This window comes from Arthrobacter dokdonellae (assembly GCF_003268655.1).
GTDB lineage: Bacteria > Actinomycetota > Actinomycetes > Actinomycetales > Micrococcaceae > Specibacter > Specibacter dokdonellae.
This window is the reverse complement of sequence record NZ_CP029642.1, coordinates 2062527-2087809: the sequence shown is the minus strand read 5'-3', so window position 1 is coordinate 2087809 and position 25283 is coordinate 2062527. Positions and strand designations below refer to the sequence as shown.

The following is a 25283-nucleotide window of genomic DNA, read 5'->3' as shown; positions in this document are numbered from 1 at the left end:
TCACGTAATTACTACATGTAGTGGTTGGCGCTTATGCGAAGCGGGCGGTGACGGCATCGCCGTGGGCGGGCAGGCCCTCGGCCCGGGCCAGGGCCACCACGTGCCCGGCGACCTGCCGCAGGGCCGCCTTGTCGTAGTTGATCACCTGGACGGCACGCAGGAACGTGGTCACGTTCAGCCCGGAGGAAAAGGCCGCCGTGCCGCCGGTGGGCAGCACGTGGTTGGAGCCGGCGCAGTAGTCGCCAAGGCTCACGGGGCTGTAGTCGCCCACGAAGACGGCGCCGGCGTTGGTGATCCGGGCTGCGACATCGACCGCGTTTTCGGTCACAACCTCGAGGTGTTCGGCCGCATATGCGTTGCACACGGCCACCCCCTGTGCGAGGTCGTCCACCAGCACGACGCCGGACTGCGGGCCGGAGAGCGCCGTTTGCACACGCTCCCGGTGCCCGGTACCGGCCACCTGGGCCGCCAGTTCACGGTCGACGGCGTCGGCCAGCCCGGTTGAGGTGGTTACCAGGACCGAGGCCGCGTTGGGGTCGTGCTCGGCCTGGCTGATGAGGTCGGCCGCGACGAAGACGGGGTTGGCGGTGTGGTCCGCCAAGATGGCGATCTCCGTGGCCCCGGCCTCGGAATCAATGCCCACCACACCCTTGACAAGCCTTTTTGCGGTAGCCACGAAAATGTTGCCGGGACCGGTGACGACGTCGACGGGTTCCAGGGCGGCGCCGTCCCCCCGTGCGGTGGTGCCCGCCGGGATACCGTAAGCGAAGGCGGCAATGGCCTGGGCCCCGCCCAACGCGTAGACCTCCTCAATGCCGAGCAGGGCCGCGGCTGCCAGGACCGTCAGGTCCGGCAGGCCACCGAATTCCTTTTGCGGCGGTGACGCCAGGGCCACGGAACCTACGCCCGCGGCCAGGGCGGGAACCACGTTCATGATGACCGACGACGGGTAGGCCGCCAGCCCGCCCGGCACGTACAGGCCAACGCGGCGTACCGGGATCCAGCGCTGGGAGATCACGGCGCCGTTGGCGACGGGCAGTTCGACGTCGGCCGGGAGTTGGGCGGAGGCGAACGCCGTGGCACGGGCGATGGACTCCTCCAGCGCGGCCCGCACCGTGGGGTCGAGCCCTTCCAGGGCTTTGGCCAGCGCCTCGGCCGGAACCCGGGGGTGGTCCTGGGCGACGCCGTCGAACTTCTCGGCCAGCTCGGCCAGGGCGGCAAAGCCGCGGGAACGGACGCCGGCAATGATGCCGGCGACGGCCTCCTCGGCCGTGGTGAGCGTGGTGGCGGCCGTGCGGGGAACGGCGTGCTTGAGTTCGGCGAGTGTCAGCCGACGCCCCCGCAGGTCAATGCGCGCAAACGTGAAGTGTCCAGCCGTTTCCGGCTCTGGTGCCGTGACGGCTGGGGGCTGGGTGGAAACGGGGGTATCAGGGTTGCTCACACGGCAAGTTTAGCGGCCGGGGCGGGGCGGGGGCACAAATGTGTAGGCGAGGAAGGCGTAAATGAACACCGCCACGGAGGTCGCCAGCGGCCACAGCAGCAGCACCGAGGGCGAACGGAGGGAAAACACGATGCTGGGGCTGGGCATGTTGTCCGGCGGGGTCTGGAACAGGTCCCCGGCAAAAACCCCCGTGCGCCAGGCCAACACCGAGCCCAGCAGCCCGCCGGCCAGCACGGCCACGAGCCGCACCTTGGCGCCGGAGCCGTGGCGGGCAGCCCAGCGGATCAGCAGGGCCGCGGCGGTGAGCCCGCCCAGCACCATCAGGCCCGCGAGCACCAGGTCGCGGGCCACCCAGACGGTGTAGTCCTTGCCCTGTCCATAAAACGCGCCGCCCGGGGCCGCGAGCCACCACGCGATTCCGGCCGCCACGCCGCCGGCGGCGGACAGGCCGAGCCAGCGCAGCCAGCCGGCCGGGGCGGCCGCCGTGGTCCGGCGGGTGCTGTGCACGCCCGTCATGCTCAGCCCTCCAGACATGCCGGACCCAGCAGGACCTTGAGGTCGCCAAAGAGTGCGGGGGTCGGGTTGACCCGGTGGTGAAGCGGCAGCTTCATGACTTTCACGCTCCGTGTGCCGCTGAGGTGCATCTTGACCTCGGTGTTTCCGCGGTGGGTGCCCAGGACGTCCTTCAGTGCCAGCAGCACCGGCTCGGTGGCCTTGTGCTCGGGCATGTGGATCACCAGCGGGCCGGTCATGCCCTCGCTGAGGTCCGGCACCGAAAGTTCCATGGCATTGAGGGTGATGGCGCCGTCGTCGCGCTTTTGCAGGCGCCCCTTGATCACCACAATCAGGTCCTCGGCGAGGATGGTGGCAATCGGCCCGTAGACCTGGCCAAAGAACATGACCTCCACGGAACCGCCCAGGTCCTCGACTTCACAGCGGGCGTAGGGATTGCCGCTGGTCTTCGCGATGCGCCTCTGCAGGCTGGTGATCATGCCCGAGATGGTGATGATGTGCCCGTCGGCGGGGCCGTCGTCGGAGATCACCTGCGTGATGGACATGTCCGCGTTTTGGCTCAGGATCCCTTCCAGGCCCTGCAGCGGGTGGTCGGAGACGTACAGGCCGAGCATGTCACGCTCAAAGGCGAGCTTGTCCTTTTTCTCCCACTCGGGCAGGTCGGGGATGTCAGTGACCAGCGCGGATTCGGGTTCCTCGTCACCGCCGAGCCCGGCGAAGAGGTCGAACTGGCCCACGGCCTCGTTGCGCTTGAGCGTGATGACGGAATCGATGGCTTCTTCGTGGATCATGGCCAGGGCGCGGCGCGGATGTCCCAGGGAATCGAAGGCCCCGGCCTTGATCAGGGATTCAATGGTGCGCTTGTTGCACACCACAGCCGGGACCTTCATGAGAAAGTCGGAAAAACTCTCAAAGTTGCCCTTTTCACGGCGGGATTCCACGAGTGCGTTCACCACGTTGGATCCGACGTTGCGGATGGCGCCCATGCCGAAGCGGATGTCCCTGCCCACCGGGGTGAAGTTCAACGCCGATTCGTTGACGTCCGGGGCGAGGACGGTGATGCCCATGTGGCGGCACTCGTTCAGGTACATGGCCGACTTGTCCTTGTCATCGCCGACGCTGGTGAGCAGCGCGGCCATGTATTCGGCCGGATAGTGCGCCTTCAGGTACGCGGTCCAGTAACTGACGACCCCGTAGGCGGCCGAGTGGGCCTTGTTGAAGGCGTAGTCGGAGAACGGCAGCAGGATGTCCCACAGGGTGGTGACGGCGGCGTCGGAGTAGCCGTTGTCGAGCATGCCCTGGTGGAAGCCGGCGTACTGCTTGTCCAGTTCGGACTTTTTCTTCTTGCCCATGGCGCGGCGCAGGATGTCGGCGCGGCCCAGCGAGTAGCCGGCCAGCTTCTGGGCAATGGACATCACCTGCTCCTGGTACACGATCAGCCCGTAGGTGCCGCCAAGGATCTCGGCCAGCGGCTCCTCAAGCTCCGGGTGGATGGGGGTGATCGGCTGCAGGCCGTTCTTGCGCAGCGCATAGTTGGTGTGCGAGTCGGCGCCCATCGGGCCCGGCCGGTACAGGGCCAGGACGGCGGAGATGTCCTCGAAGTTGTCCGGGCGCATGAGCTTGAGCAGCCCGCGCATGGGGCCGCCGTCGAGCTGGAACACTCCCAGCGTGTCGCCGCGGGCCATCAGCTCGTAGGACTCGTGGTCGTCGAGTTCCAAATTTTCCAGGTCCAGGTCGACGTCCTGGTTGGCCTTGATGTTTTCCAGCGCGTCCGTGATGATCGTGAGGTTTCGCAACCCCAGAAAGTCCATCTTGATCAGGCCCAGGCCCTCGGCCGTCGGGTAGTCGAACTGCGTGATGACCTGCCCGTCCTGGAAACGGCGCATGATCGGGATGACGTCGATGATGGGATCGGAGGACATGATGACGCCGGCGGCGTGGACGCCCCATTGGCGCTTGAGCCCCTCCAGCCCCTTGGCCGTTTCAAACACCTTGGCTGCCTCGGGGTCCGTCTGCAGCAGCTGGCGGAAGTCTCCCGCCTCGCCGTAGCGCTTGGACTTGGCATCCTCAATGTCGTGGAGCGGGATGTCCTTGGCCATGACGGCCGGCGGCAGCGCCTTGGTCAGCTGCTCCCCCATGCTGAAGGGGTAGCCCAGCACGCGGGAGGAGTCCTTCAGCGCCTGCTTGGACTTGATGCTGCCGTAGGTGACAATCATGGCCACGCGCTCGTCGCCGTACTTTTCGGTCACGTACTTGATGACCTCGTGGCGGCGCCGGTCATCGAAGTCCACGTCAAAGTCGGGCATGGAGACGCGTTCAGGGTTCAGGAACCGCTCAAAGATCAGCCCGTGCCGGAGCGGGTCCAGGTCGGTGATGCGCATGGCGTAGGCCACCATGGACCCTGCGCCGGAGCCACGGCCCGGCCCCACGCGGATGCCGTGGTCCTTGGACCAGTTGATGAAGTCGGCCACCACCAGGAAGTAGCCCGGGAACCCCATCTTGATGATGACGTCCAGCTCATAGTCGGCGCGGGCGCGGACGTCGTCCGGGATGCCCGCCGGGTAGCGGTACTTTAGACCCGCATCGACCTCCTTGACGAGCCAGGACGTCTCGTCGTCCCCGGGCGGGCAGGGGAACTTCGGCATGTAGTTTGCGTCGGTGTTGAAGGAGACCTCGCAGCGCTCGGCGATCAGCAGCGTGTTGTCGCAGGCTTCGGGAAGTTCGGAGAAGAGGGCCCGCATTTCTGCCGGCGACTTCAGGTAGTAGCCGCTGCCGTTGAACGCGAAGCGGGACCCGCCCTGGTCGTAGGTGGGCTCCAGCAGGGTGGATCCGGACTGGAGCGCCAGCAGGGCCTCGTGGGCCTTGGCGTCGTGTTCGTGCGTGTAGTGCAGGTCGTTGGTGGCGACGAGTGGGATGTTCAGGTCCTTGGCCAGCCGCAGCAGGTCCTTCGTCACGCGCCGTTCGATGTCCAGCCCGTGGTCCATGAGCTCACAGAAGTAGTTTTCCGCGCCGAAGATGTCCTGGAACTCTGCGGCGGCCGCCCTCGCCTCGTTGTACAGTCCCAGGCGGAGCTTGGTCTGCACCTCCCCCGACGGGCAGCCGGTGGTGGCGATCAGGCCGGGGTGGTACTCGTTGAGCAGCTCACGGTCCAGCCTCGGGTACTTGCCAAAGACGGAATCGAGCGAGGCCAGCGAAGAGGCCCGGAAAAGGTTCCGCATGCCCTGGTTGTTGTAGCTGAGCAGCGTCATGTGGGTGTAGGCGCCGCCGCCGGAGACGTCGTCGCCGCGCTGGCTTTCATCGCTGCGCCACTTGACGCGGGTCTTGTCCGTGCGTGCCGTGCCTGGGGTGACGTAGGCCTCGACCCCGATGATGGGGCGCACGCCTGCGTCCGTGGCCTTCTTCCAGAAGTCGAATGCGCCAAACAGGTAGCCGTGGTCGGTGGTGGCCAGCGCGGGCATGCCCAGCCGGTTGGTCTCCTCAAACAGCTCCGTCAGGCGGGCGGCCCCGTCAAGCATCGAATATTCGGTGTGCGTGTGAAGATGGACAAAACTGTCAGTCGATGAGCTAGCCACCCCACCATCCTACGTGTGAAAAGGTGAGCGCAGCGGGCAATGGCATGCCGCGGCGCCTCCTACCAGCAACCGCGCCAGCGTCGGTCAGGGCTCGCCGCGCAGCGCCTTCAAGGCGTAGTCAAGGTCCTGCGGATACGGGCTGGTGACGGCCACCGGCTTTCCCGTGGACGGATGCGTGAAGCCGAGCTTGTGGGCGTGCAGCCACTGCCTGGTCAGGCCCAGCTCGGCCGCGAGCTTTGGGTCTGCGCCATAGGTAAGGTCGCCTGCACAGGGATGGCGCAGGGCCGAGAAGTGCACGCGGATCTGATGGGTGCGTCCGGTTTCCAGATGGACCTCCACGAGGGTCGCCTTCCCAAACGCCTCCAGAACTTCGTAGTGGGTGACGGAGGCGCGCCCGTCCTCGATAACGGCGAACCGCCAGTCGTGTCCCGGGTGGCGGCCGATCGGCGCGTCAATGGTGCCCTGAAGCGGATCGGGAAGCCCCTGGACCACGGCATGGTAGACCTTGTCCACGGTGCGGTCGCGGAAGGCCTGCTTCAGTACGGTGTACGCATGTTCCGTCTTGGCCACCACCATGGCCCCGGATGTCCCCACGTCCAGGCGGTGGACAATTCCGGCCCGTTCCTGCGCCCCGGACGTGGAAATGCGGTAGCCGGCCGCGGCGAGGCCTCCCACCACGGTGGGACCCACCCAGCCGGGCGACGGGTGCGCGGCGACGCCCACCGGCTTGTCCACGACAACGAACTCCTCGTCGTCGAGCAGTATTTCCAGTCCGTCGACGGGCTCGACGACGACGGCGAGCGGGTCGCGCCGTTCGGGGATGGTCACCTGGATGCTGGCGCCGGCCCGGAACTTCTCCGACTTCCCCACGGCGGCGCCGTCCTGGAGCACGTTGCCCTCGGAGCACAGCAGCGCCGCCACCGACCGGGAGATGCCCAGCAGCTCGGCCAGGGCGGCGTCGACGCGGCGGCCGGCCGCCTCCACAGGGACCGTGAACGTCTCAGTCATGGGCGGAATCCCCCGCCTCCCCCGCGGGACCCGCGTCCGGGCCGGCACCCGCTGTTTCCGCGGCACGGGCGCGCCGGCCGGCCAGCGGGATCCCCAGAAGTGTCAGCAGGCAGACGGTGATGACGCCCCCCACCACGGCCATGTCCGCCATGTTGAAGATGGCAAAGTGCGGGAAGGAGATGAAATCCACCACGTGGCCCATGCCAAACGACGGCTCGCGGAAGAGCCGGTCGGTCAGGTTGCCCAGAGCGCCGCCCAGCAGCAGTCCCAGGCCCAGGGCCCACCAGAACGATCCGATGCGGCGGGAGAGGACAATGATGAACACCGCAACCGCGGCCATGACCAGCGTAAAGAACCAGGTGAATCCCTCGCCGATGGAGAACGCCGCGCCGGAGTTGCGGATGTAATACCACTGCAGGATGCCGGGGATGACCGGTGTGCGCTGGCCTTCCACCATGGTGCCGGTCACCCACAGCTTGGTGAGCTGGTCGCACACGTAGGCCAGCGCCGCGAATCCCACCCAGACCAGAAGGAAGGCACGACGCCGGGTGCGGGCTTGGGTGCCGCCCCCCGCCCCGGCGGCCGGTGCGGCGGGCATGTCTCTCTGGTGGGGGTTGGTGGCAGGTTCCTGCGGGGAGTCGTCGCTCATGGTTCTTTCATTGTCGCTGGTGTCAACCGACACCGGTGGTCGCTGATGCCGGAGGGTTGTGCGGTCCCCGGCGGGGCACACCACCATCATAGGTGTCCATGCGGCCGGGCGCGGCACGGGCTTTGCGGCCGGCCGCATACGGGGCGGGTGCCGGCGTTGTTAACGGCGCCAAGCCGGCGGTGCGGGGATTCCCGCACCGCCGGCTTGGCGGTTGCCCGGCCTCGCGGCCTGGGTTCGTGTGACTGCAGGAGTCCCTAGGACTCCGAGTTGCCTTCGGCGAAGTCTGGGGAGGCAACGGAGCCGCGGGCATCGAGGTCGCGGAGCTGGCCTTCGATGTAGGTCTTCAGGCGTGAGCGGTAGTCGCGCTCAAAGCCGCGGAGCTGTTCGACCTTGCGTTCCAGGACGGAGCGCTGCTGCTCGAGGGCGCCGAGGGTCTTCCGGCTCTTTTCCTGCGCATCGTTGACGAGCGAGCTGGCTTCGATCTGTGCCTCGGCAATGATCTTGTCCCGCTGCTCGACGCCCGCGTTGACGTACTCGTCGTGCAGCTTCTGTGCCATGGCCAGGACGCCGGCGGCGGATTCGACACTGCTCGTGGCGCCCGCGGGGGCGGCGGCGGGTTTGGACTCCACGACGGGCGCTGCCTCAACCACCGGCTCGGGGGCGGCCGGTTCGGCCGGGGCAGCCGGAACGGACTCCGCCACGTCGGGAGCCTTGGCCGCCAGCGGCGCCGCTGCGGCCGGGGCAGCCTTTGCGCCCGTCCCGCCGTCAGCAAGCTGCTTGCGCAGGTCATCATTTTCCTGATGAAGGCGGCGCAGTTCCACAACTATCTCGTCAAGAAAGTCGTCAACTTCGTCCTGGTCGTAGCCTTCACGGAACTTGGTCGGCTGGAACCGCTTGTTGACAACGTCTTCTGGCGTGAGCGCCATCTAGTCACCTCGTTGGTCTAAGTAAATTTCGAATCCGGCCGAAGCCGTTCAAACTGCGGTGCCTAATGCAAATCATGTGATCCGCACTTAGGCTGTCTCGGTTTTTACAATATAGCCTTTTGGCGTTGAAAACTAACGCCGCGGCGTTAAACCGCCAAACTCCTTGTAACGCTCATCGCAATGCCGACCGCCACCAGCAGCAGCAGGAAGCCGATGTCCAGGGCAACGCTGCCGATGCGCAGCGGAGGAATCAGGCGCCGCAGCGTACGGAGGGGCGGGTCCGTCAACCGGTAGATGAAGGAGGCTCCCACCAGCGCGGCCCCGCGGGGACGCCACTCACGCGCAAAGACCTGGATCCAGTCAAATACCAGCCGGACCAGGAGCGTGAGGAAGTACAGCAGCAGCAGCAGGTAAAGCAGCCCAAAAACGAGGCTTAATGGATTTGACACGCGCGTGAACACATTCCCTTGGGAGCGGATGAAAGTGGAACTGAAACCAATTAAGCGTACCCGTTTCCACAGTTACCGTATATAACGCATTGCCCGGACACCAGGTGTCCGGGCAATGCGTTATGGCTGGCGTGGACGCCTGTCAGCTCTGGTTGAAGAAGCTGGCCTGGGTGTCGGAGATCTTCTTGTCATCGCCCAAGACCTCGATGTAGGACGGCGAGAGCAGGAACACCTTGTTGGTGACACGTTCGATCGAACCGCGCAGGCCGAAGACCAGGCCGGCGGAAAAGTCAACCAGCCGCTTCGCATCGGCTTCACCCATGTCGGTGACATTCATGATGACGGGGATGCCGTCACGGAAGCTCTCCCCGATGATCTTGGCGTCATTGTAGGAGCGCGGGTGGACAGTGGTAATTTGACGCAAGCTTGCAGCCTCTTCCCGATTTGATGCGGCACGCTTGATGGGGGTCACCGGTGCCCGGTATTCGTCGTCGCCCGCCTTGGGGGCCGCGGGTTGGGCCACGGGTGCCGGAGCCGGCTCCCGTTCGAGGTCCGCAGCGGGGTCCTCACCCTTGGGTATGGAGGGGGCCTGCTCGGCCTCGTAGTGCTCGTCACCGTCGGCGAGCCCAAGATAGATCATTGTCTTGCGCAGAGCGCCAGCCATGGTAGCTCCTCGTTAGTTAAGCATTCTGCCCTTTAAGCATGGTGCGGTGGACCGGCTCTAACATTCCTGTTGTCGCCAACACCTAAAACGCTACCGCACGGCAGGGCGGGGGCCGAGTATATCGGAACCGACACGCAGGTGTGTCGCCCCGGCGGCAATGGCCTGTTCCAGGTCCTGGCTCATGCCGGCGGAGATGGCCGCCGCGCCGGGGTGTTGGGCCACCACGGCCGCGGAAACCCGGGCCAGCAGGGCAAAGGCCGCTGCGGGGTCCACGCCCAGCGGCGCCACGGCCATGACGCCGGCCAGCGAGAGCCCCGGGGTGTCCGCCACCGCGTCCGCGAGGGCCGGGACGTCCGACGGCGCCGCCCCTCCCCGGCCCCTCGGGCCGGCCCCCCGCTCCCCGCCACTGCGGCCGGACTGGGAGAGATCGACCTGGATGAAGCATTCAAGTGGCGCGCGCCCGTCGCGGTCCTGCTGGACCGCCACGGCCCGGCCCAGTGCCGCCACGAGCGACGCCCTGTCCACCGAGTGCACGGAATGGGCGTATTGCACCACCGATTTGGCCTTGTTGCCCTGCAGCTGCCCGATGAAGTGCCAGCGCAGCGCAGGGTCGGCGACGGCAGCCGCCTTGGCCGCCGCCTCCTGGTCGCGGTTCTCCCCCACGTCCGCCACGCCCAGGCCGCGCAGGAGCGTGACGTCGGCGGCGGGGTGGAATTTCGTCACGACGATCAGTGCCGGGACATCCGCGCGGTCGGCGGCGTCGGCAGCGCGGCGGATCCGTGCGTTAACGGAAGCGAGGTTGTCCGCGAGCTGGGAGGTGCGGTCGTCCAGGGTGTTCATGCGTGGGGTACCTTCGCTGTGGAAAACTGCCGGAAAACGTCGGGGCACGGCGCTCAGTCCGGGCCGGAGGCAAGGGCGGCGAACCCGACGAAGCGCCCTTCGGCGGCGCCGTCGCGTACGGAGCGCCGGTGGGAGAAAAACGAGTCGTGTTCGAGGGTGCACACGCCCACGTTCCGTGCGCGCACGCCCAGGCCGTCAAGGCGGGCTGCGACGGCGGCAGGCAGGTCCAGCGCGGGCGTGCCCCAGGACGTCGTGGAGCGCGCTGCCGGCTCGACGGCGGAAACCGCTGCCCGCATCTCCACCGGCACCTCGTAGCAGCGTCCGCACACGCTGGGGCCGATCCACGCCTGAAGGGTCACCGCACCGGCAGTCCGGAGCCCGGAAACTGTGGCGGCAATGACGCCCTTTTCCACGCCGGGCCGGCCCGCGTGGGCGACGCCGAGCACGGGCGCACCGTCGGCGTCCGCACCGGCAAAGACCACGGGCACGCAATCGGCGACCATCACGGCCAGGCTGGCCGAACGCGAGACCATAGCATCCGCCGTCGGCCCGGCGGGCAGGGTTCCGGAGGCCGGAGCGGGGGCCGGCACACGCACCTCGGCCACGTCCCTTCCGTGGACCTGGTCCATGTATTGCAGGTGGAGTCCGGAGGAGGCGCCGGCCATTCCGGTCACACGGGCGTCGACGGCCGCCCTGTTCGCGGAAACCCGCGCAGGAGCGTCGCCAACGTGAAAGGCCAGGTTGCCGGCCGCGGCATCCGTGAACCCGACCCACAATCCGGGACGGACTTCTTCAGAGAACCACAGCACGGGCAACCCGGCCTCCCCGCGCAGCCTGGCGCTGCGCTGTCAACGGGCGCGACTACTTCAGGAAGTCCGGCACGTCGAGGTCGTCGGAACGGTGGCCCGTGAGGTCGGGCTCAACGATCGCCGGCAGCTCCACGTCAAAGCCGCCGTCTGCCGGCACGTGCGCCGCGGACTGCTGGCCCCACTGGTTCAGGTTTGTCACCGAGGCGCCGGTGGAGGGAACCGTGGCGGGCACCGGCGGCGCGGCCTGCGCGGCCGCGGCCTTCTCGGGTACGTCCGTGACGCTGTCCGGGGAGTCAAAGCCTGCGGCGATGACCGTGACGCGGGCCTCGTCGCCCAGGGCGTCGTCAATGACGGCGCCGAAGATGATGTTGGCTTCGGGGTGGGCCACTTCCTGGACCAGGCGGGCTGCCTCGTTGATCTCGAACAGGCCCAGGTCGGAACCGCCCTGGATGGAGAGCAGCACGCCGTGGGCGCCGTCAATGGAGGCTTCCAGCAGCGGTGAGGCGATGGCGAGTTCGGCGGCCTTGACGGCACGGTCCTCGCCGCGGGCCGAACCAATGCCCATGAGGGCCGAGCCGGCACCCTGCATGACGGACTTGACGTCGGCGAAGTCGAGGTTGATCAGGCCGGGCGTGGTGATCAGGTCCGTGATGCCCTGGACACCCGAGAGCAGGACCTGATCGGCCGAGCGGAACGCGTCAAGGACGGAGACGTTGCGGTCACTGATGGAGAGCAGGCGGTCGTTGGGGATCACAATGAGGGTGTCGACCTCGTCGCGCAGGGCCTCGATGCCGTTCTCGGCACTCGTGGCGCGGCGACGGCCCTCAAAGGTGAACGGGCGCGTGACCACGCCGATGGTCAGGGCGCCGAGTGAACGGGCGATCCGTGCCACGACGGGCGCGCCGCCGGTGCCGGTGCCACCGCCCTCGCCGGCCGTGACGAAGACCATGTCCGCGCCGCGGAGCACCTCTTCGATTTCCTCCTGGTGGTCCTCCGCCGCCTGCCGTCCGACGTCGGGGTTGGCACCGGCTCCGAGCCCGCGGGTCAGTTCGCGCCCGACGTCGAGCTTGACGTCCGCGTCACTCATCAACAGCGCCTGGGCGTCGGTGTTGATGGCAATGAACTCAACGCCGCGCAAGCCCACGTCAATCATGCGGTTCACTGCGTTTACGCCGCCGCCGCCGATGCCGACGACCTTGATGACGGCCAAGTAATTCTGGGGTGCTGCCACGTTAAGTGTCCCTTGTTCGTATCTTGCTTGAAGTTCTTTGGTTGCTGCTGGGCCTTGCAGCTTCAAGCGGTACTTGAAACTACGTAGCTTAACCTTCAACTTGAAGGTTATAGTTATGTCAACTAACTCTTGTCAGTGACGCTATGGTGCATCACGCCCGCATGCAATAACCGCCGCCGCGTGTCGCGTGAATCCGCGACAAAAAAGCGGCCCGGCGTCTTTTTGCGCACCCCTAGCGTGTCACAGGATGGCGGGGCGCGCTGACGTCGTACACCTTGACCGGCGGGGGCGGGGGTGCCCCGTCTGTCGGCACCGGCGCCGGTGCGTTGACCAGGGCGTCCAGGACCTGGGCCTTCAGCTCCATGTCGGAAGCATTGCCCCAGACCACCGTCTTGCCATCAACCATTTGCAGTTCGACGGCGTCCGGCGACTTTGCCGAGGCACTCGCCAGCTTGCCCAGGACAGACTTCGGCAGCGTGGCAAGCACCGCAGTGATGGCCCGGAAGGTGGCCGTGCCGACAGCGGCCGTCCCCCCGTTAATCAGGGGCAACGAAACCTTCGACTGGTCCGCGACCTTGCCCAGCGGCACGCCGTCCTGGTCCACCTGGATCCAGGCCGGGCCGACCTTCAGCAGCGCCACGGGAACACGCTCCACCACGTGCACCAGAAGCGTGGACGGCGGACGCGCCTCAATGCTCGAACGCTTGATTTGGGGCACCTTGGCCAGCAGCGCATCCACGTCGCCCTGCGTCACCTGCGGCAGCGGACGCCCGATCAGCGGCGCAACCGCCGCCTGCAGCGTCTTGTCCGCGATCAGCCTGCCCCCGTCGAAGGTGACCTTCTTGACGGCCAGGGCCGGCGAAAACAGTGCCAGCGCCATGACCACGGCCAGGACGGCGGCGATCCCCGCCGCGCCCAGCCAAACGCGCCTGCGCCTCCGCTTGTGCGCCGGCTCGGGAAACGCCAGCACCCGGGCTCCGCCCTCTCCCCCGGCGGTGCCCGGCGCGGCGGTCGCGTTGCCGGCGGTGCGGGGCGCGGCTGCCCGTTGGGATCCCCGCCCGAAGCGTGGCCACAGGCTGTACCTGGTGCCCCGCGCATCGGCCTCGTCGGATCCCGCGCGCCGGGCGCCGGTCTTCCGGTCGCCGGCGCGTGGGTCACCGGGCTGCTGCGCGCCGGACGGCGGGTGGTCCCGTCCGGTCCCGGAATGCCTGGCGCCAGCCCGTTTCGCAGCCACCGTGGCACGGCCGTCGGGTCGGGAGGCCTCGGGGCCCCCCGACGCCGCCCCGGATGTCCGGTCCGTGGCGACGGAGTCCTCGTCGGGCACCGGCGCGACGGACACCTTGGCGTTGGTCGCCCGGGCCTTGGGCGCGGGGGCGCCGGAGCCGGCCTTCGCCGCGTCGTCCCCGGGAAATTCCTGGTGCGGCAGGTTCCTGCCGGGCCCGCCCTGTTGCGCAGCCGGGGTTGCGGTGGGACGCGTGCTGATAATGCGCGGGCGCCTTGGCTCAGCCACGGGGACCCCCCGGGGTGCTGGCCGATTCACTGCCGGACGGCGCGTTGAGGGCCGCGACCAGGGCCGGGCCGTAGCCGGTCACGTCGCCGGCGCCGACGGTGAGGATGATGTCGCCCGCCTGCGCGGCGTCGGCCAGCGCCGCCACGGCGGCCGCCGGGTCCGGAGCGTAACCCGGCGGGACCGACAGGGCATCGGTGACCAGCCGACTCGTGACGCCCGGGATCGGGTCCTCGCGGGCGGGGTAGATGTCCAGCACGGCCACGGTGTCGGCCAGGTCCAGCGCGCGGGCAAACTCGGCGGCGAACGCCTGGGTGCGGGAAAACAGGTGGGGCTGGAAGAGCACGTGCACCTTGTGGCCGGCGGCCACGGTACGTGCCGCCGTCAGCGCCGCCGTGACCTCCGTGGGGTGGTGGGCATAGTCGTCAAAGACCCGCACGCCGCGGCCCTCCCCCTTGGCTTCGAACCGGCGTGCGGCACCGCTGAACGTGGCAAGGGCCGCCGTGGCGTCATGGACGTCGACGCCCAGGGCCAGGGCCACGGCAACCGCAGCGGCCGCGTTGCTGATGTTGTGCGCACCCGGCACCTGAAGGTGCAGGGGCACGGACAGGCCGGCTGCACCGTCCCCGAGCAGGGTTGCCGGGACGGCCAGCGTGGTGTCCGTGTCCAGTCCGTGGCCGGAGCCGGCCGCGACGCGGAGGTCGGCGGAGGCGGAAAAACCGTAGGTGACGGTGCGCGTGCCCGACTCCGCGGCCAGCCGGGCGAGGCGGGCCGATCCGGCGTCGTCCGCACAGGCCACCAGCACGCCGTCCTCCGGCAGCAGTGCGGTGAACGCTTCAAAGGCTGCAAAGACCGCCTCCGGCGTGCCGTAGTGGTCCAGGTGGTCCGCCTCCAGGTTGGTGACCACGGCGATGCGGGGCCGGTAGTTCAGGAAGGAGGCATCCGATTCGTCCGCCTCGGCAACAAAGACATCCGCGGTGCCGTGTGCGGCGTTGACGCCCAGCCCCTGCACGGTCCCGCCCACGGCAAAGGACGCGTCCACGCCCGCACCGCGGAGCATGACGGTGATCATCGACGTGGTGGTCGTCTTGCCGTGCGTGCCGGCCACGGCCACCACGCGGTCCCCCGCCATGGCCGCGGCCAGCGCCTGGGAGCGGTGCAGCACGCGCAGTCCCCAGTCCGTCGCGGCCAGCAGTTCGGGATTGTCGTCGCGGATGGCAGTGGAAACCACCACGGTGTCCACGGCGGCAACGTTGGCCCGGTCATGGCCCAGGTGCACCACTGCACCGAGCGCCGACAGTTCCATGAGGCCGGCGGAGGCCTTGGCGTCCGAGCCGCTCACCGGCACGCCCTGCCCGAGCATGATGCGCGCAATGGCGGACATCCCGGCCCCGCCCATGCCGATGAAGTGGACGCGGCCCAGCTCGTTCAGGGACGGCGCCGTGTAGGGCCCCCCCTGCGCTCCGCTGTTTGCCGCCATTTTGCCGCTCACTTTCCTGCCGCCTCAAGGACCATGTCCGCCATGCGGCCCGCCGCGTCGCGGATCCCGAGCCCGGCCGCGCGCGCTGCCATCGCGGCCAGCCGGTCGGAGTCCCGGCACAGCGGGATGACGTTGTTTTCAATCCAGGCCGCATCAAACTGGGAATCCGGCACCAGCAGGGCGGCGTCGGCCGCCACCAGTTCCGCCGCGTTGCGCGCCTGTTCGCCGTTGCCCACCGGCAGCGGCACAAAGACTGCGGGAAGCCCGACGGCGGCGACCTCGGACACCGTCCCGGCACCGGAGCGGCACAGCAGGACGTCGGCCGCGGCGTAGGCGTCCTCCATGGCGTCCACATACTCCACCTGGCGGTACAGCGGCGCGGTGAGCGGGCCGCCGTCGTTCCCGGAGACCTGCTTGCCGTTGCCGGTGATGTGCAGCACCTGGATGCCGGCGGCACCCAGTGCCGGGGCGGCCCCGGCCACTGCCTGGTTCAGGCGCAGCGCGCCGAGCGAGCCGCCGGTGACAACCACCGTGGGCAGCTCGGGCTCCAGGCCCAGCCGGGCACGGGCCGGCGCCTGCGCGGCCGCGCGGTCCAGGCCCGCCACCGCGGAGCGCATGGGCATGCCCACCACGCTGCCATTGCGGATCCGTGTGGCGGCAAAGGCGGTCCCGACGCGTGTGGTGTAGCGGGCCCCCACCTTGTTGGCGAGCCCGGCCTTGGTGTTGGCCTCGTGGATGACGATTGGCACGCCGAGTGACCTCGCCGCCAGATACATCGGCGTGCACACGTAGCCGCCCACCCCGACCAAGACGTCGGCGTCGGCGGTGCGCAGGATCTCCTTGGACCGGGCGACGGCCCGGCGCATGCGCCCCGGGAGTTTCAGGAGGTCCGGGGAGGGCCTGCGCGGCATGGGGATCCGGTCGATGACGGCCAGCTCGTGGCCGGCTGCGGGGACCAGCCGGGCCTCGAGGCCGTCGGCGGTGCCCACGGCCAGGATCGCGGCGCCGGGCACGCGGTCGCGGACGGCGGCGGCGATGGCCAGCAGCGGGCTGACATGACCTGCGGAACCGCCGCCGGCCAGGACCACGGAAAGAGCGGAGGGGTACGTTGCTGTCATGGTTCTTTCAGGGCGCCTTCTGCGGCGGCGCGGGGTTGCGGGGCGGAGCGGGCAAAGGAGAGGACAACCCCCAGGGCGGCGAGCGTCATCACCAGCGCGCTGCCGCCGTAGGAAATCAGGGGCAGCGGCACGCCGATCACGGGAAGGAGGCCGGCCACCATGGCGATGTTCACAAAGGCCTGGCCGATGATCCAGGCCAGCACGGATCCGCAGACCACGCGGGCGAAGGTGTCGTTGCGCTTCATGATGACCCGGAAGATGGCGAAGGCCAAGATGGCGTAGAGGACGATGATGGCCAGCGTGCCGATCAGGCCCAGTTCCTCCCCCAGGATGGCGAAGATGAAGTCGTTGTGGGCCTCCGGGATCCAGCTCCACTTTTGCCGGCTCTGCCCCAGGCCCACGCCAAACCATCGTCCGGAGGCCAGGGCGTAGAGCCCGTTCTGGGCCTGGTCACACAGGCCCTGGCCGTTGTCGCAGTTGCCGAAGAAGCCCGAAAGCCGGGCGGTCCTGTTGCCGCTGAACACGGCCATCAGCGCGGCCACCCCGACGCCGAGCCCGAGGGCCGCCAGCAGCACACGCTTGCTGCCGCCGCCAAAGTAGAGGCCGGCGCCGATGATGGACATGGTGATCACGGCGGTGCCGAGGTCGTGCCCGCCCAGGATCAGGCCCACCACGACAATTCCGGCGGGAACCACGGGCATCACGGTGTGGCGCCACTCCCGGACCAGGTCACCCTTGCGGGCCAGGACCATGCCCATCCACAGGGCCAGGGCCAGCTTGGCGGCCTCGGAGGGCTGGAAGCTCAGCGTGTCACCCAGGTTGATCCAGTTCCTGTTTCCGCCCACCGTCTTGCCCAGCGGGGTGAAGACGGCCAGGAGCAGCACGACGGCCAGGCCCAGGACCGGCCAGGCGATTTTTTTCAGGCCCGGCGGCGGAACGAAGGAAAGGACCATCATCAGCAGCATGCCGGCTACGGCAAAGATGCTCTCCTTGACGAAGAGCGAGTACGGGTCCTCGCCCGCGGAGATGGATTCGGCGGCGGAGGCCGAGAGCACCGTCATCAGGCCGATGCAGGTCAGCGCCACCGTGGTGCCGATGATCCAGTAGTAGGGCGCGCTGGGGCGACCGGCCACGTCATTCAGGCGGTCCCGCAGCGTGTGCAGGGGGCCCCGGCGGGCGGGGGTTTCTGCGGTGCCCGCAGTGGCAGCCGTCTTTCGCGCCTCGGCTGTCGTTCGCACCTCGGCGGAGCTTGCCGCGTCGCGGCCCTCGGCGGCCTTCAGCTTCTCGGGGGCATGACCCCTTGCGGAGGTCCCAGGTTGTGCCGGCGTTCTGGCCATTATGACTCCTTGTTGGCCCTCGCCCGTTGTTCCAGCAGCTCACGGACGGCGTCGATGAACGCCTGGCCGCGGTGGGCGTAGGAAGAAAACTGGTCCATGGAGGCGGACGCCGGAGCCATGAGCACGGTGTCTCCGTCCGCGGCCAGTCCGGCGGCGGCGGCAACAGCCTGCGCCATGACGGCGTCGCCAAAGATGGGTGTTTCCACCATCCCTTCCTTGCCAGTTTGGGCCCTGCCGGGCTCAATGACCGGCACATCCGGGGCGTGTCGGGCCAATGCGCCGGCCAGCGCGCTGCTGTCCTCCCCGATCAGGACCACAGCCTTCAGGCGGCCGGCATGGGCGGCGACAAGCTCGTCGTACTCGACCCCCTTGGACAGCCCCCCGGCAATCCAGATGACAGGCTGAAAGGCGGAAAGTGAGGCGGAGGCCGCATGCGGGTTGGTGGCCTTGGAGTCGTTGACCCACAGCACGCCGTCGGCCTTGGCCACAGGCTGGATGCGGTGCTCGCCCGCCTCATAGGCCACCAGGCCGTCGCGCACGTTCTCCGGCGTGAGTCCGTAGGCCCTTGCCAGGGCCGCGGCGGCCGCCGCGTTGGCCACCAGGTGCCGGGGCACCAGGTCCGCCAGGTCGCTGACCTGGGCGAGCTCGACGGCGGAGTCCTTGCGTTCGGCGATGAACGCGCGGTCCACGATCAGCCCCTCGACCACTCCAACCATGCTGATGGCCGGCATGCCCGTGGTGAAGCCGACCGCCCGGCAGCCTGCGCGGACCTCAGCCTCCTCAACCATGTGTTCGGTCTCAATCTGCTCGGCATTGTAGACGCAGGCGACCTTGGTGTTGGCGTAGACCTTGGCCTTGTCTGCCGCGTACGCCTCGAAGCTGCCGTGCCAGTCAACATGGTCCTCGGCTAGGTTCAGGCACACGCTGGCCACCGGTTCCAGGGATTGGGTCCAGTGCAGCTGGAAGCTGGAGAGTTCCACGGCCAGCGCGTCATAGCCTTCCGGATCACGCACGGCATCGAGGATGGGCGTGCCGATGTTGCCGGCCGCAATGGCGCGCAGGCCGGCGGCCTGGAGCATGAGCTCCACCATGGAGGTGGTGGTGGTCTTGCCGTTGGTGCCGGTGATGGTGATCCATTCCGCCGTCCTGCGGCCCTCGCGGGTGCGCACGCGCCAGGCCAGCTCGACGTCGCCCCAGATCGGGATTCCAGCCTGGGCCGCGGCGGCCAGCAGCGGGTGGGTGGGCTTGTAGCCGGGGCTGGTGATCACCAGCTCGGCCGGCTCCCCGCCCACCAGGGGCAGGAGCGTGGAGGCTGGCTGGCCCAGGATGACTTCCTGGACCCCCACGATCTTCAGGGTCTCGGCGGCGCGGCGGGACTCGTCGTCGTCCGAGGCCGCCACCACGACCACGCGCGCGCCGAGCTCGGCCAGGGTATCGGCGGCGGAAAAGCCGGTCTTCGAAATGCCGGTCACCACCACGCGCAAGCCGGACCAGTCGGCGTCCCAGCTGGTCAGTGCGGCCAGGCGGCCCGCATCGTTGGCGACGGGGCCTGAAGCAGTGTTTGTCACAGTCGAACTATCCATTCAGCGTAAAAGGCACCCAGGCCCACGGCCACCATGAGGCCGGCGAGGATCCAGAACCGCACCACCACCGTCACCTCGGCCCAGCCCTTGAGCTCAAAGTGGTGCTGCAGCGGCGCCATCCGGAACACTCGCCTGCCCTTGGAGAGCTTGAAGAAGCCGACCTGGATGATGACGGAAAAGGTGATCAGCACGAACAGTCCGCCAATGATGAAGAGGAGGATTTCGGTGCGCGAAAGGATGGCGAAACCGGCGATGGCACCGCCGATCGCCAGCGAACCGGTGTCGCCCATGAAGATCTTTGCCGGCGAGGTGTTCCACCACAGGAAGCCGATCAACGCGGCAAACATGATGACGGCGATCAAGGACAGGTCCAGAGGGTCGCGGACCTCGTAACAGACGGTTTCCGAAGGAATCTTGCGTGAGCCGCAGCCCTGGCTGCTCTGCCACAGGCCGATGAGCGTGTAGGCCCCAAACACCAGGATGGCGGCGCCGGTGGCGAGGCCGTCCAGGCCGTCGGTGAGATTCACGCCGTTGGTGGTGCCGGCAATGATCAGGTTGGACCAGATGACGAAGAGGACCACGCCCAGCGCGGCCCCGGCGAAGGCCAGGTTCAGGGTGGGAATGTCACGGGCAAAGGAGATGAAGGTGCTCGCGGGGGTCCGGCCGCTGCCGTCCGGAAAGCCGAGCGCCATGACTGCGAAGGCAATGCCCACGACGCCCTGCCCGGCCAGCTTGCCTTTGGCGTCCAGGCCCATGCTGCGCTGGTTGGAAATTTTCAGGAAGTCATCCAGGAACCCCACCAGGCCCTGCCCCACCATCAGGAAGAGCATCAGCAGCCCGGAAGCTGTAGGGCCGGGGGAATCGGGGTTAAGAAGCCAGAGGATCAGATGCGTGAGGAAATAGGCGCCCACCACGGAGCCGACCACCACCGTGCCGCCCATTGTGGGCGTGCCGCGCTTGATCTGATGGGTGGTGGGGCCGTCGTCGCGGACGATCTGCCCATAGCCCTTTTTCACCAGGAGGCGAATGAAAAGCGGGGTACCAACCATGGCGAACGCCAGGGCCAGGCCGGTGCCGATGAGCAATGCAATCATGCCTGCTGGGTCCTTTCACCGGGTGTCTGTTGGGGGGGGTCCGCCGTGGCGTCGCTAGTGGGTAATGCTATCCGATCGGCCACCAGCCGGTCCCCCAGAAAACGCAGCCCCGCACCGTTGGAGGACTTGACGAGCACCACGTCGCCGGGCGCAAGCTCGCGTTCCAGGACCGCGAAGGCGGCTTCGGCGTCGGGCACAAACATCGATTCCTTCCCCCAAGACCCTTCCATGACGGCGCCGACGTGCATGGCGCGGGCCGCGGCGCCGACAACCACGAGGCGGGAGATATTCAGCCGCACGGCCACCCTGCCGACAAGGTCGTGTTCCAGGACGGAGCTGTCGCCGAGTTCGCGCATCTCCCCCAGCACGGCCCAGGTGCGGCGGTTGCCACCGTCGCCCAGCTCGGCAAGGGTGCGCAGGGCTGCCCGCATGGATTCGGGGTTGGCGTTGTAGGCGTCGTTGATGACAGTGACGCCGTCCGCGCGGTCCGTGCGCTCCATGCGGTAGCGGCTGGCGGCGCCCTGCGTGGTCAGCGACGCGGCGATGTCCGCCGGCACGGCGCCGGCGGCATGGGCCGCCGCGGCCGCGGCAAGCAGGTTCGCGACGTGGTGCAGGCCCAGCAGCTGGCTCTTCACCGGATAGGTGCCGGGATCGCCGGGAAAGGAAAGATCGAATTCGGGGTGCCCGTCCGTGGTCCGCACGTTGCGTGCGTGGACGGCGCCTTCCCCTGCCGCTCCGGCGTCGGGGCCGTGCCCGACGCCGGCGTCGGCGCTCGTGAACCAGGTGACGCGCGCGGAGGCGCGTGTTGACATGGCACGTACGCGGGAATCGTCAAAGTTCAAGATGGCGGTACCGTCGGAGGGCAGTGCCGCGACGAGTTCGCCCTTGGCCTGGGCAATGTTGTCAATGGAGCCGAATTCGCCCGCGTGCGCGCTGCCCACGCACAAGACCACGCCAATGTCCGGATTCACCAGGCCGGCGAGGTAGTTGATCTGGCCGATCTTCGTGGCCCCCATTTCAATGACCAGGTAGCGCGTGGTTTCCACGGCCCTGAACACCGTCAGGGGCACGCCGACCTCGCCGTTGTATGAGCCCATGGGCGCCACGGTCCCGCCCAGCGGCGCCAAGATGCCGGCCAGGAGGTCCTTGGTGGTGGTCTTGCCGGCCGAGCCGGTGATGCCGATGACGGTCAGGGGCGAATGCGCCCGGATCCGGCGCACCACCTCGGCCGCCAGCACTCCCATGGCGAGCACGGCGTCGGCGACGACAACCGCCGGAAACCACGTTTCGGCGTCGTCCGCGTCCTGCGCCGAGGAGACGTCGCGCTCGGCCAGGGCCAGCACCGCCCCTGCGGCAAAGGCCGAAGCGGTGAAATCGTGTCCGTCGGCGTGTTCGCCCGCCTTGGCCACGTACAGGCTGCCGTCGACGGCCTCGCGGGAATCGGTGACGGCCAAGGCCACGTCGATGCGGATGAGGGGATCCGTGCCCGCGGAAAGCCGCCCGTTGCATAGCTCGGCAATGTCAGCCGCTGAAAAATCAATCATGTCGGTTTACGACTCTATCCTGCTGGCAGTAGCGGCGGGGAATCCAAAATGTGCCAGGGCGGAGCGAAGTTCGACCCTGTCGTCGAGGGCAACGTTGACGCCCTTGACTTCCTGGTTGACCTCGTGGCCGCGGCCCGCCACCAGGATGGTGTCCCCCGGGCCGGCGAGCTCCACGGCGCGGAATATCGCGTCGGCGCGCCGGTCGAACTGTTCAATGGTCCGGGCCGGCGTGCGGGCCTCATTGGCGGCCGCGGCACCCTGAAGCACCTCGGCCCGAATGGCCGCGGCGTCTTCGTCGTGGGGGTCGTCGTCGGTGATGATTACCACATCGGCGCCATCCACGGCGACGGCACCCATGATGGGGCGCTTGGTGGCGTCGCGCTCCCCCGTGGCGCCGAACACCACAATGACCCGCGAGCCTGTTTCCGGGGAACGGATGGCGGCCAGGGCCCGCGCCAGGGCGTCCGGGTTGTGGGCGAAGTCCACCACGGCCACCGGCCGGGTGCCCACGAGCTGCATGCGCCCGGGCACGTCGACCGTGAAGGGATCGTGCGCGTCCAGGGCGGCCTGGAGTGTCGTCTCGAGGCGCCGCATGGCCGACGGCGTGACTTCCGGGCCGACCTCACCGTCGGCTTCGGCGGAAGCGAGGAGCTGCTCGGCCACCATCACGAGCGCCAGCGCCGCGTTGGAAACGTTGAAGTCCCCCGGCAGGCCCGTGCGGACCGAAAGCGCGGTGCCGTGCGGGCCGTGCAGCTGAAAGCGGGAGCCGATGCCGTCCCGTCTCACACCGGAGACCCGCCAGTCCGCCGCGGTGCCGGCCGCCGGGGTCCCGGCGGCCGTCGTGGCGAGTGTCCGCACCGGGATGGTCGACTCGGCTGCCAGGCGCCGGCCCCACTCGTCGTCCACGGTGACAACCGCGCGCCGGGCACGCGCCGGCGTGAACAGTTGGGCCTTGGTGGCGAAGTAGCCTTCCATGCCGCCGTGCAGGTCCAGGTGGTCCTGGGTCAGGTTGGTGAAGCCGGCCACGTCAAAGACCACCGAGTCCACGCGGCCAAATGCCAGCGCATGGGAGGACACTTCCATGGAGGCCGCTCCCAGCCCGCGCTCTGCCATGACGGCCAACAGGGCGTGGACCTCAGTGGACTCGGGTGTGGTCAGCTTGCTCGGGATGGGATCGTCGCCGGCAAGGATTTCAATGGTCCCGATCAGGCCGGTTCTGTTCCCGAGGGCGCGCAGCAGCGAGTTGAGGAAATACGTGGTGGTGGTCTTTCCGTTGGTTCCTGTCACGGCAAACAGCGGCATGGCTGCCGCGCCCCTGTTCCCGGTGCCGTAAATGAGGGCCGCCACGGCTCCCGTGGCGGCGCGGGGGTCGGCGCAGGTGAGCACGGGGACCGGGAGGGAGGAGCCCACCTGGCGCGCGCCGGCGTCGTCCGTCAACACGGCAACCGCTCCGGAGGACACGGCGGCGGCGGCAAACGCGGCGCCATGGGTGTGCGCCCCGGGCAGGGCGATGTAAAGGTCCCCGGGCAGGACGCTGCGGGAGTCAAGGCTGGCACCGGTGACGGCAGGCTGCGCGCCGGTCCCGGGGTCGGCCCCGGCGACCGCCGCAATTTTCCCAAGCGCCACGGCGCCATGACGCACCGGACGCACCGGTGCTGCTTGCTTTTCCACCAAATCCTTGTCTTTCCTGTCGGGGCTGCCTGCCGGCATTATTTGTAGAACTTCGGCGGCATGGCGGGTGGTGTGGTGGACGGCGGCACGTTGTAGGTGTGCAGGACCTGTCCCATCACCTGGTTAAATGTAGCCCCCTGCGTCACGCCGTAGATGCTGCCCTTGGGCCGCTGGACGGTGATTGCCACCACGTACCGCGGATCCTCCATGGGTGCCATGCCAATGAACGACGACGTGTACCCGTCAAAGCCGACACCGTTCGCCGCCGGCGCCTCGGACGTTCCGGTCTTGCCGCCCACCCGGTAGCCCGGGATGTGGATGGCGTTGTAGTGGGACATGGTGGCCACCCCCTCCAGCATGACCCGGTCTTCCGCCGCGGTTTTGGGTGTCATGACCCTGATGCCCGGAGCCTGCTTGACGGTCGCCACAGTGCCGTCGGCGGACGTGGTGGAGTCGATGATCTGGGGCTTGAGCCGCAGGCCGTCGTTGGCCACCGTCTGGTAGATATAGGCGGACTGCAAGGGCGTCTGGGCCACGCCCTGGCCGAACAGCACCGTGTACTCCTGGCGGCCGTCCCACTGCTGCCACGGGACCAGGATTCCTGGGCTCTCGCCCGGCAGGTCGATTCCGGTCTTCTGGCCAACGCCAAACTTGTGCAGCCAGTCGTAGCGCTGCTGCTTGGTCATTTTGGAACCGGCCATGACAGTGCCGGTGTTCATCGAATCGGCAATGATGCCGGCCAGCGTGCGCTTTTCAGTACCGTGGACAAAGGCGTCGTCGAAGGTCTGGCCGCCGATGGTCAGCGAGGGCGGTACCAGGAAGTGGCTCATCGGGTTAAAGAGGCCCATTTCCATGACGCCCGTCGTGGTGACGATCTTTTCGGTGGATCCCGGCTCCACGACGTCACTGACAGTCCGCGACCCCACGTTGGCGGTCTTGGAGGCGCCAGGGTTGTTGGGGTCATAGGAATCGCTGTCCGCAATGGCGATCACCTTGCCCGTCTTCACGTCCAGCACGGTGATGCTGGCCCAATCGGCGCTGTATTGGTTCTTTTGCTGCTGGGCTGCCTGCTGGGCGTAGTACTGGATGTCCTCGTTGATGGTCAGCTTGACGGTTTGCCCGTCAACCGCCGGCGTGGTTTCGACGGGCGCCGTCGGGATGATGATGCCGTTTTTGCCGGCCTGGTAGGTGCGCGAGCCGTCCTTGCCGGTGAGCTTGGCGTTCATGGTCTGCTCGATGCCGGCCAGCCCGTTCCCGTCGGAGCCCACGAAGCCGACGATGGGTCCCCCCACCGACCCCATGGGATACACGCGCTTGGTCTGGGCCTGCGAATAGATGCCGGGCACGCCCAGGGCCGCGACCTTGCTTTCAACCGCGGGGCTGACGTCCCGGACGATGTAGTTGAACACCTTCGTGCCGGTGGCCGCCTTCCGGACCTGGTCCACGGGCAGGGAAAGGACGCCGGCCAGTTGCTGGAGGCCCTCGTCACGGGTGAACGATTGGGTGGTTTGGGTGGCTGGGTCATAGTGCTTGTACTCGGGGTACAGGGCGCTGTTGACCTGGTTGACGGTGATGTCGTAGCGCAGAATGCTTTCCGCAAGCACCTTGCCGTTGGCGTCCACGATCTTCCCGCGCACGGCGGGCATGACCTGCTTCACTGTGCGCTGGGTCTGCGCTGCTTCCGCCATTTGCCCGACGTCCAGGCCCTGGATCATCACGAGCTTGCCGGCAATGATCAGGAGGAATACAAGCATGGCGATGAAGCCGATGCGCATGCGGCCGCGGCCAACCTTGTTCAGTTGGTGTGCACTTGCGCCCCGTGCCGCCTTGGTGGAGTCTTGTGCCAC

At 68.1% G+C, this 25283-nt stretch carries 20 protein-coding genes; all 20 read right to left on the bottom strand.

Annotated elements, in window-relative coordinates; translation table 11 throughout:
• Nucleotides 1-31 precede the first annotated feature (31 nt).
• The gene (gene hisD / locus DMB86_RS09270; RefSeq protein ID WP_418202313.1) at nt 32-1441 is read right to left on the bottom strand and encodes a histidinol dehydrogenase; all 1410 of its coding nucleotides are present in this window, start codon (nt 1439-1441) and stop codon (nt 32-34) included.
• A gap of 9 nt (nt 1442-1450) precedes the next feature.
• Entirely contained in the window at nt 1451-1957 is a 507-nt protein-coding gene (locus tag DMB86_RS09265) for a hypothetical protein (RefSeq protein ID WP_113717509.1), read from the bottom strand.
• Between the two features lie 2 nt (nt 1958-1959).
• Nucleotides 1960-5469 carry a DNA polymerase III subunit alpha gene (gene dnaE / locus DMB86_RS09260; protein WP_236783366.1) on the bottom strand — a complete coding sequence of 1170 codons (3510 nt, stop codon included), beginning with the start codon at nt 5467-5469 and terminating at the stop codon, nt 1960-1962.
• A gap of 141 nt (nt 5470-5610) precedes the next feature.
• Nucleotides 5611-6534, bottom strand: a complete 924-nt coding sequence (locus tag DMB86_RS09255; RefSeq protein ID WP_113717507.1) for an RluA family pseudouridine synthase — start codon at nt 6532-6534, stop codon at nt 5611-5613.
• A complete protein-coding gene (gene lspA / locus DMB86_RS09250; protein WP_113719448.1) occupies nt 6527-7132 on the bottom strand; it encodes a signal peptidase II in 606 nt (201 codons plus the stop codon). Before lspA ends, DMB86_RS09255 begins: the two co-directional genes overlap by 8 nt.
• Nucleotides 7133-7437: 305 nt before the next feature.
• On the bottom strand, nt 7438-8109 hold the full coding sequence (locus DMB86_RS09245; RefSeq protein WP_113717506.1) for a DivIVA domain-containing protein: 672 nt from the start codon (nt 8107-8109) through the stop codon (nt 7438-7440).
• 146 nt (nt 8110-8255) lie between these two features.
• Nucleotides 8256-8558: a YggT family protein gene (locus tag DMB86_RS09240; protein ID WP_113719447.1), complete on the bottom strand. Its 303-nt coding sequence runs from the start codon at nt 8556-8558 to the stop codon at nt 8256-8258.
• A 142-nt stretch (nt 8559-8700) separates the two neighbouring features.
• Nucleotides 8701-9222, bottom strand: coding sequence for a cell division protein SepF (locus tag DMB86_RS09235; RefSeq protein ID WP_113717505.1), 522 nt, complete (start codon nt 9220-9222; stop codon nt 8701-8703).
• 90 nt (nt 9223-9312) lie between these two features.
• On the bottom strand, nt 9313-10062 hold the full coding sequence (locus tag DMB86_RS09230; RefSeq protein ID WP_113717504.1) for a YggS family pyridoxal phosphate-dependent enzyme: 750 nt from the start codon (nt 10060-10062) through the stop codon (nt 9313-9315).
• A 53-nt stretch (nt 10063-10115) separates the two neighbouring features.
• Nucleotides 10116-10871 carry a purine nucleoside phosphorylase YfiH/LACC1 family protein gene (locus DMB86_RS09225; RefSeq protein ID WP_113719446.1) on the bottom strand — a complete coding sequence of 252 codons (756 nt, stop codon included), beginning with the start codon at nt 10869-10871 and terminating at the stop codon, nt 10116-10118.
• A gap of 52 nt (nt 10872-10923) precedes the next feature.
• Nucleotides 10924-12102: a cell division protein FtsZ gene (gene ftsZ, locus DMB86_RS09220; RefSeq protein ID WP_113717503.1), complete on the bottom strand. Its 1179-nt coding sequence runs from the start codon at nt 12100-12102 to the stop codon at nt 10924-10926.
• A gap of 232 nt (nt 12103-12334) precedes the next feature.
• Nucleotides 12335-13612, bottom strand: coding sequence for a cell division protein FtsQ/DivIB (locus DMB86_RS09215; RefSeq protein ID WP_227878684.1), 1278 nt, complete (start codon nt 13610-13612; stop codon nt 12335-12337).
• Nucleotides 13605-15089 carry a UDP-N-acetylmuramate--L-alanine ligase gene (gene murC, locus DMB86_RS09210; protein WP_113719444.1) on the bottom strand — a complete coding sequence of 495 codons (1485 nt, stop codon included), beginning with the start codon at nt 15087-15089 and terminating at the stop codon, nt 13605-13607. The genes DMB86_RS09215 and murC overlap by 8 nt, the downstream gene beginning before the upstream one ends.
• A gap of 8 nt (nt 15090-15097) precedes the next feature.
• Complete coding sequence (murG, locus tag DMB86_RS09205) at nt 15098-16207, bottom strand: undecaprenyldiphospho-muramoylpentapeptide beta-N-acetylglucosaminyltransferase (RefSeq protein WP_113717502.1); 1110 nt, start codon at nt 16205-16207, stop codon at nt 15098-15100.
• The gene (ftsW, locus tag DMB86_RS09200; protein WP_113717501.1) at nt 16204-17544 is read right to left on the bottom strand and encodes a putative lipid II flippase FtsW; all 1341 of its coding nucleotides are present in this window, start codon (nt 17542-17544) and stop codon (nt 16204-16206) included. The genes murG and ftsW overlap by 4 nt, the downstream gene beginning before the upstream one ends.
• Entirely contained in the window at nt 17544-19112 is a 1569-nt protein-coding gene (gene murD / locus DMB86_RS09195; protein ID WP_227878683.1) for a UDP-N-acetylmuramoyl-L-alanine--D-glutamate ligase, read from the bottom strand. Before murD ends, ftsW begins: the two co-directional genes overlap by 1 nt.
• Nucleotides 19109-20221, bottom strand: a complete 1113-nt coding sequence (mraY, locus tag DMB86_RS09190; RefSeq protein WP_113717499.1) for a phospho-N-acetylmuramoyl-pentapeptide-transferase — start codon at nt 20219-20221, stop codon at nt 19109-19111. The genes murD and mraY overlap by 4 nt, the downstream gene beginning before the upstream one ends.
• Nucleotides 20218-21765 (bottom strand): UDP-N-acetylmuramoyl-tripeptide--D-alanyl-D-alanine ligase, encoded by a 1548-nt coding sequence (locus DMB86_RS09185; protein WP_113717498.1) that lies wholly within the window; start codon nt 21763-21765, stop codon nt 20218-20220. The genes mraY and DMB86_RS09185 overlap by 4 nt, the downstream gene beginning before the upstream one ends.
• A 6-nt stretch (nt 21766-21771) precedes the next feature.
• A complete protein-coding gene (locus DMB86_RS09180) occupies nt 21772-23475 on the bottom strand; it encodes a Mur ligase family protein (protein ID WP_113717497.1) in 1704 nt (567 codons plus the stop codon).
• Nucleotides 23475-25283 carry a peptidoglycan D,D-transpeptidase FtsI family protein gene (locus DMB86_RS09175; RefSeq protein WP_335645036.1) on the bottom strand — a complete coding sequence of 603 codons (1809 nt, stop codon included), beginning with the start codon at nt 25281-25283 and terminating at the stop codon, nt 23475-23477. The genes DMB86_RS09180 and DMB86_RS09175 overlap by 1 nt, the downstream gene beginning before the upstream one ends.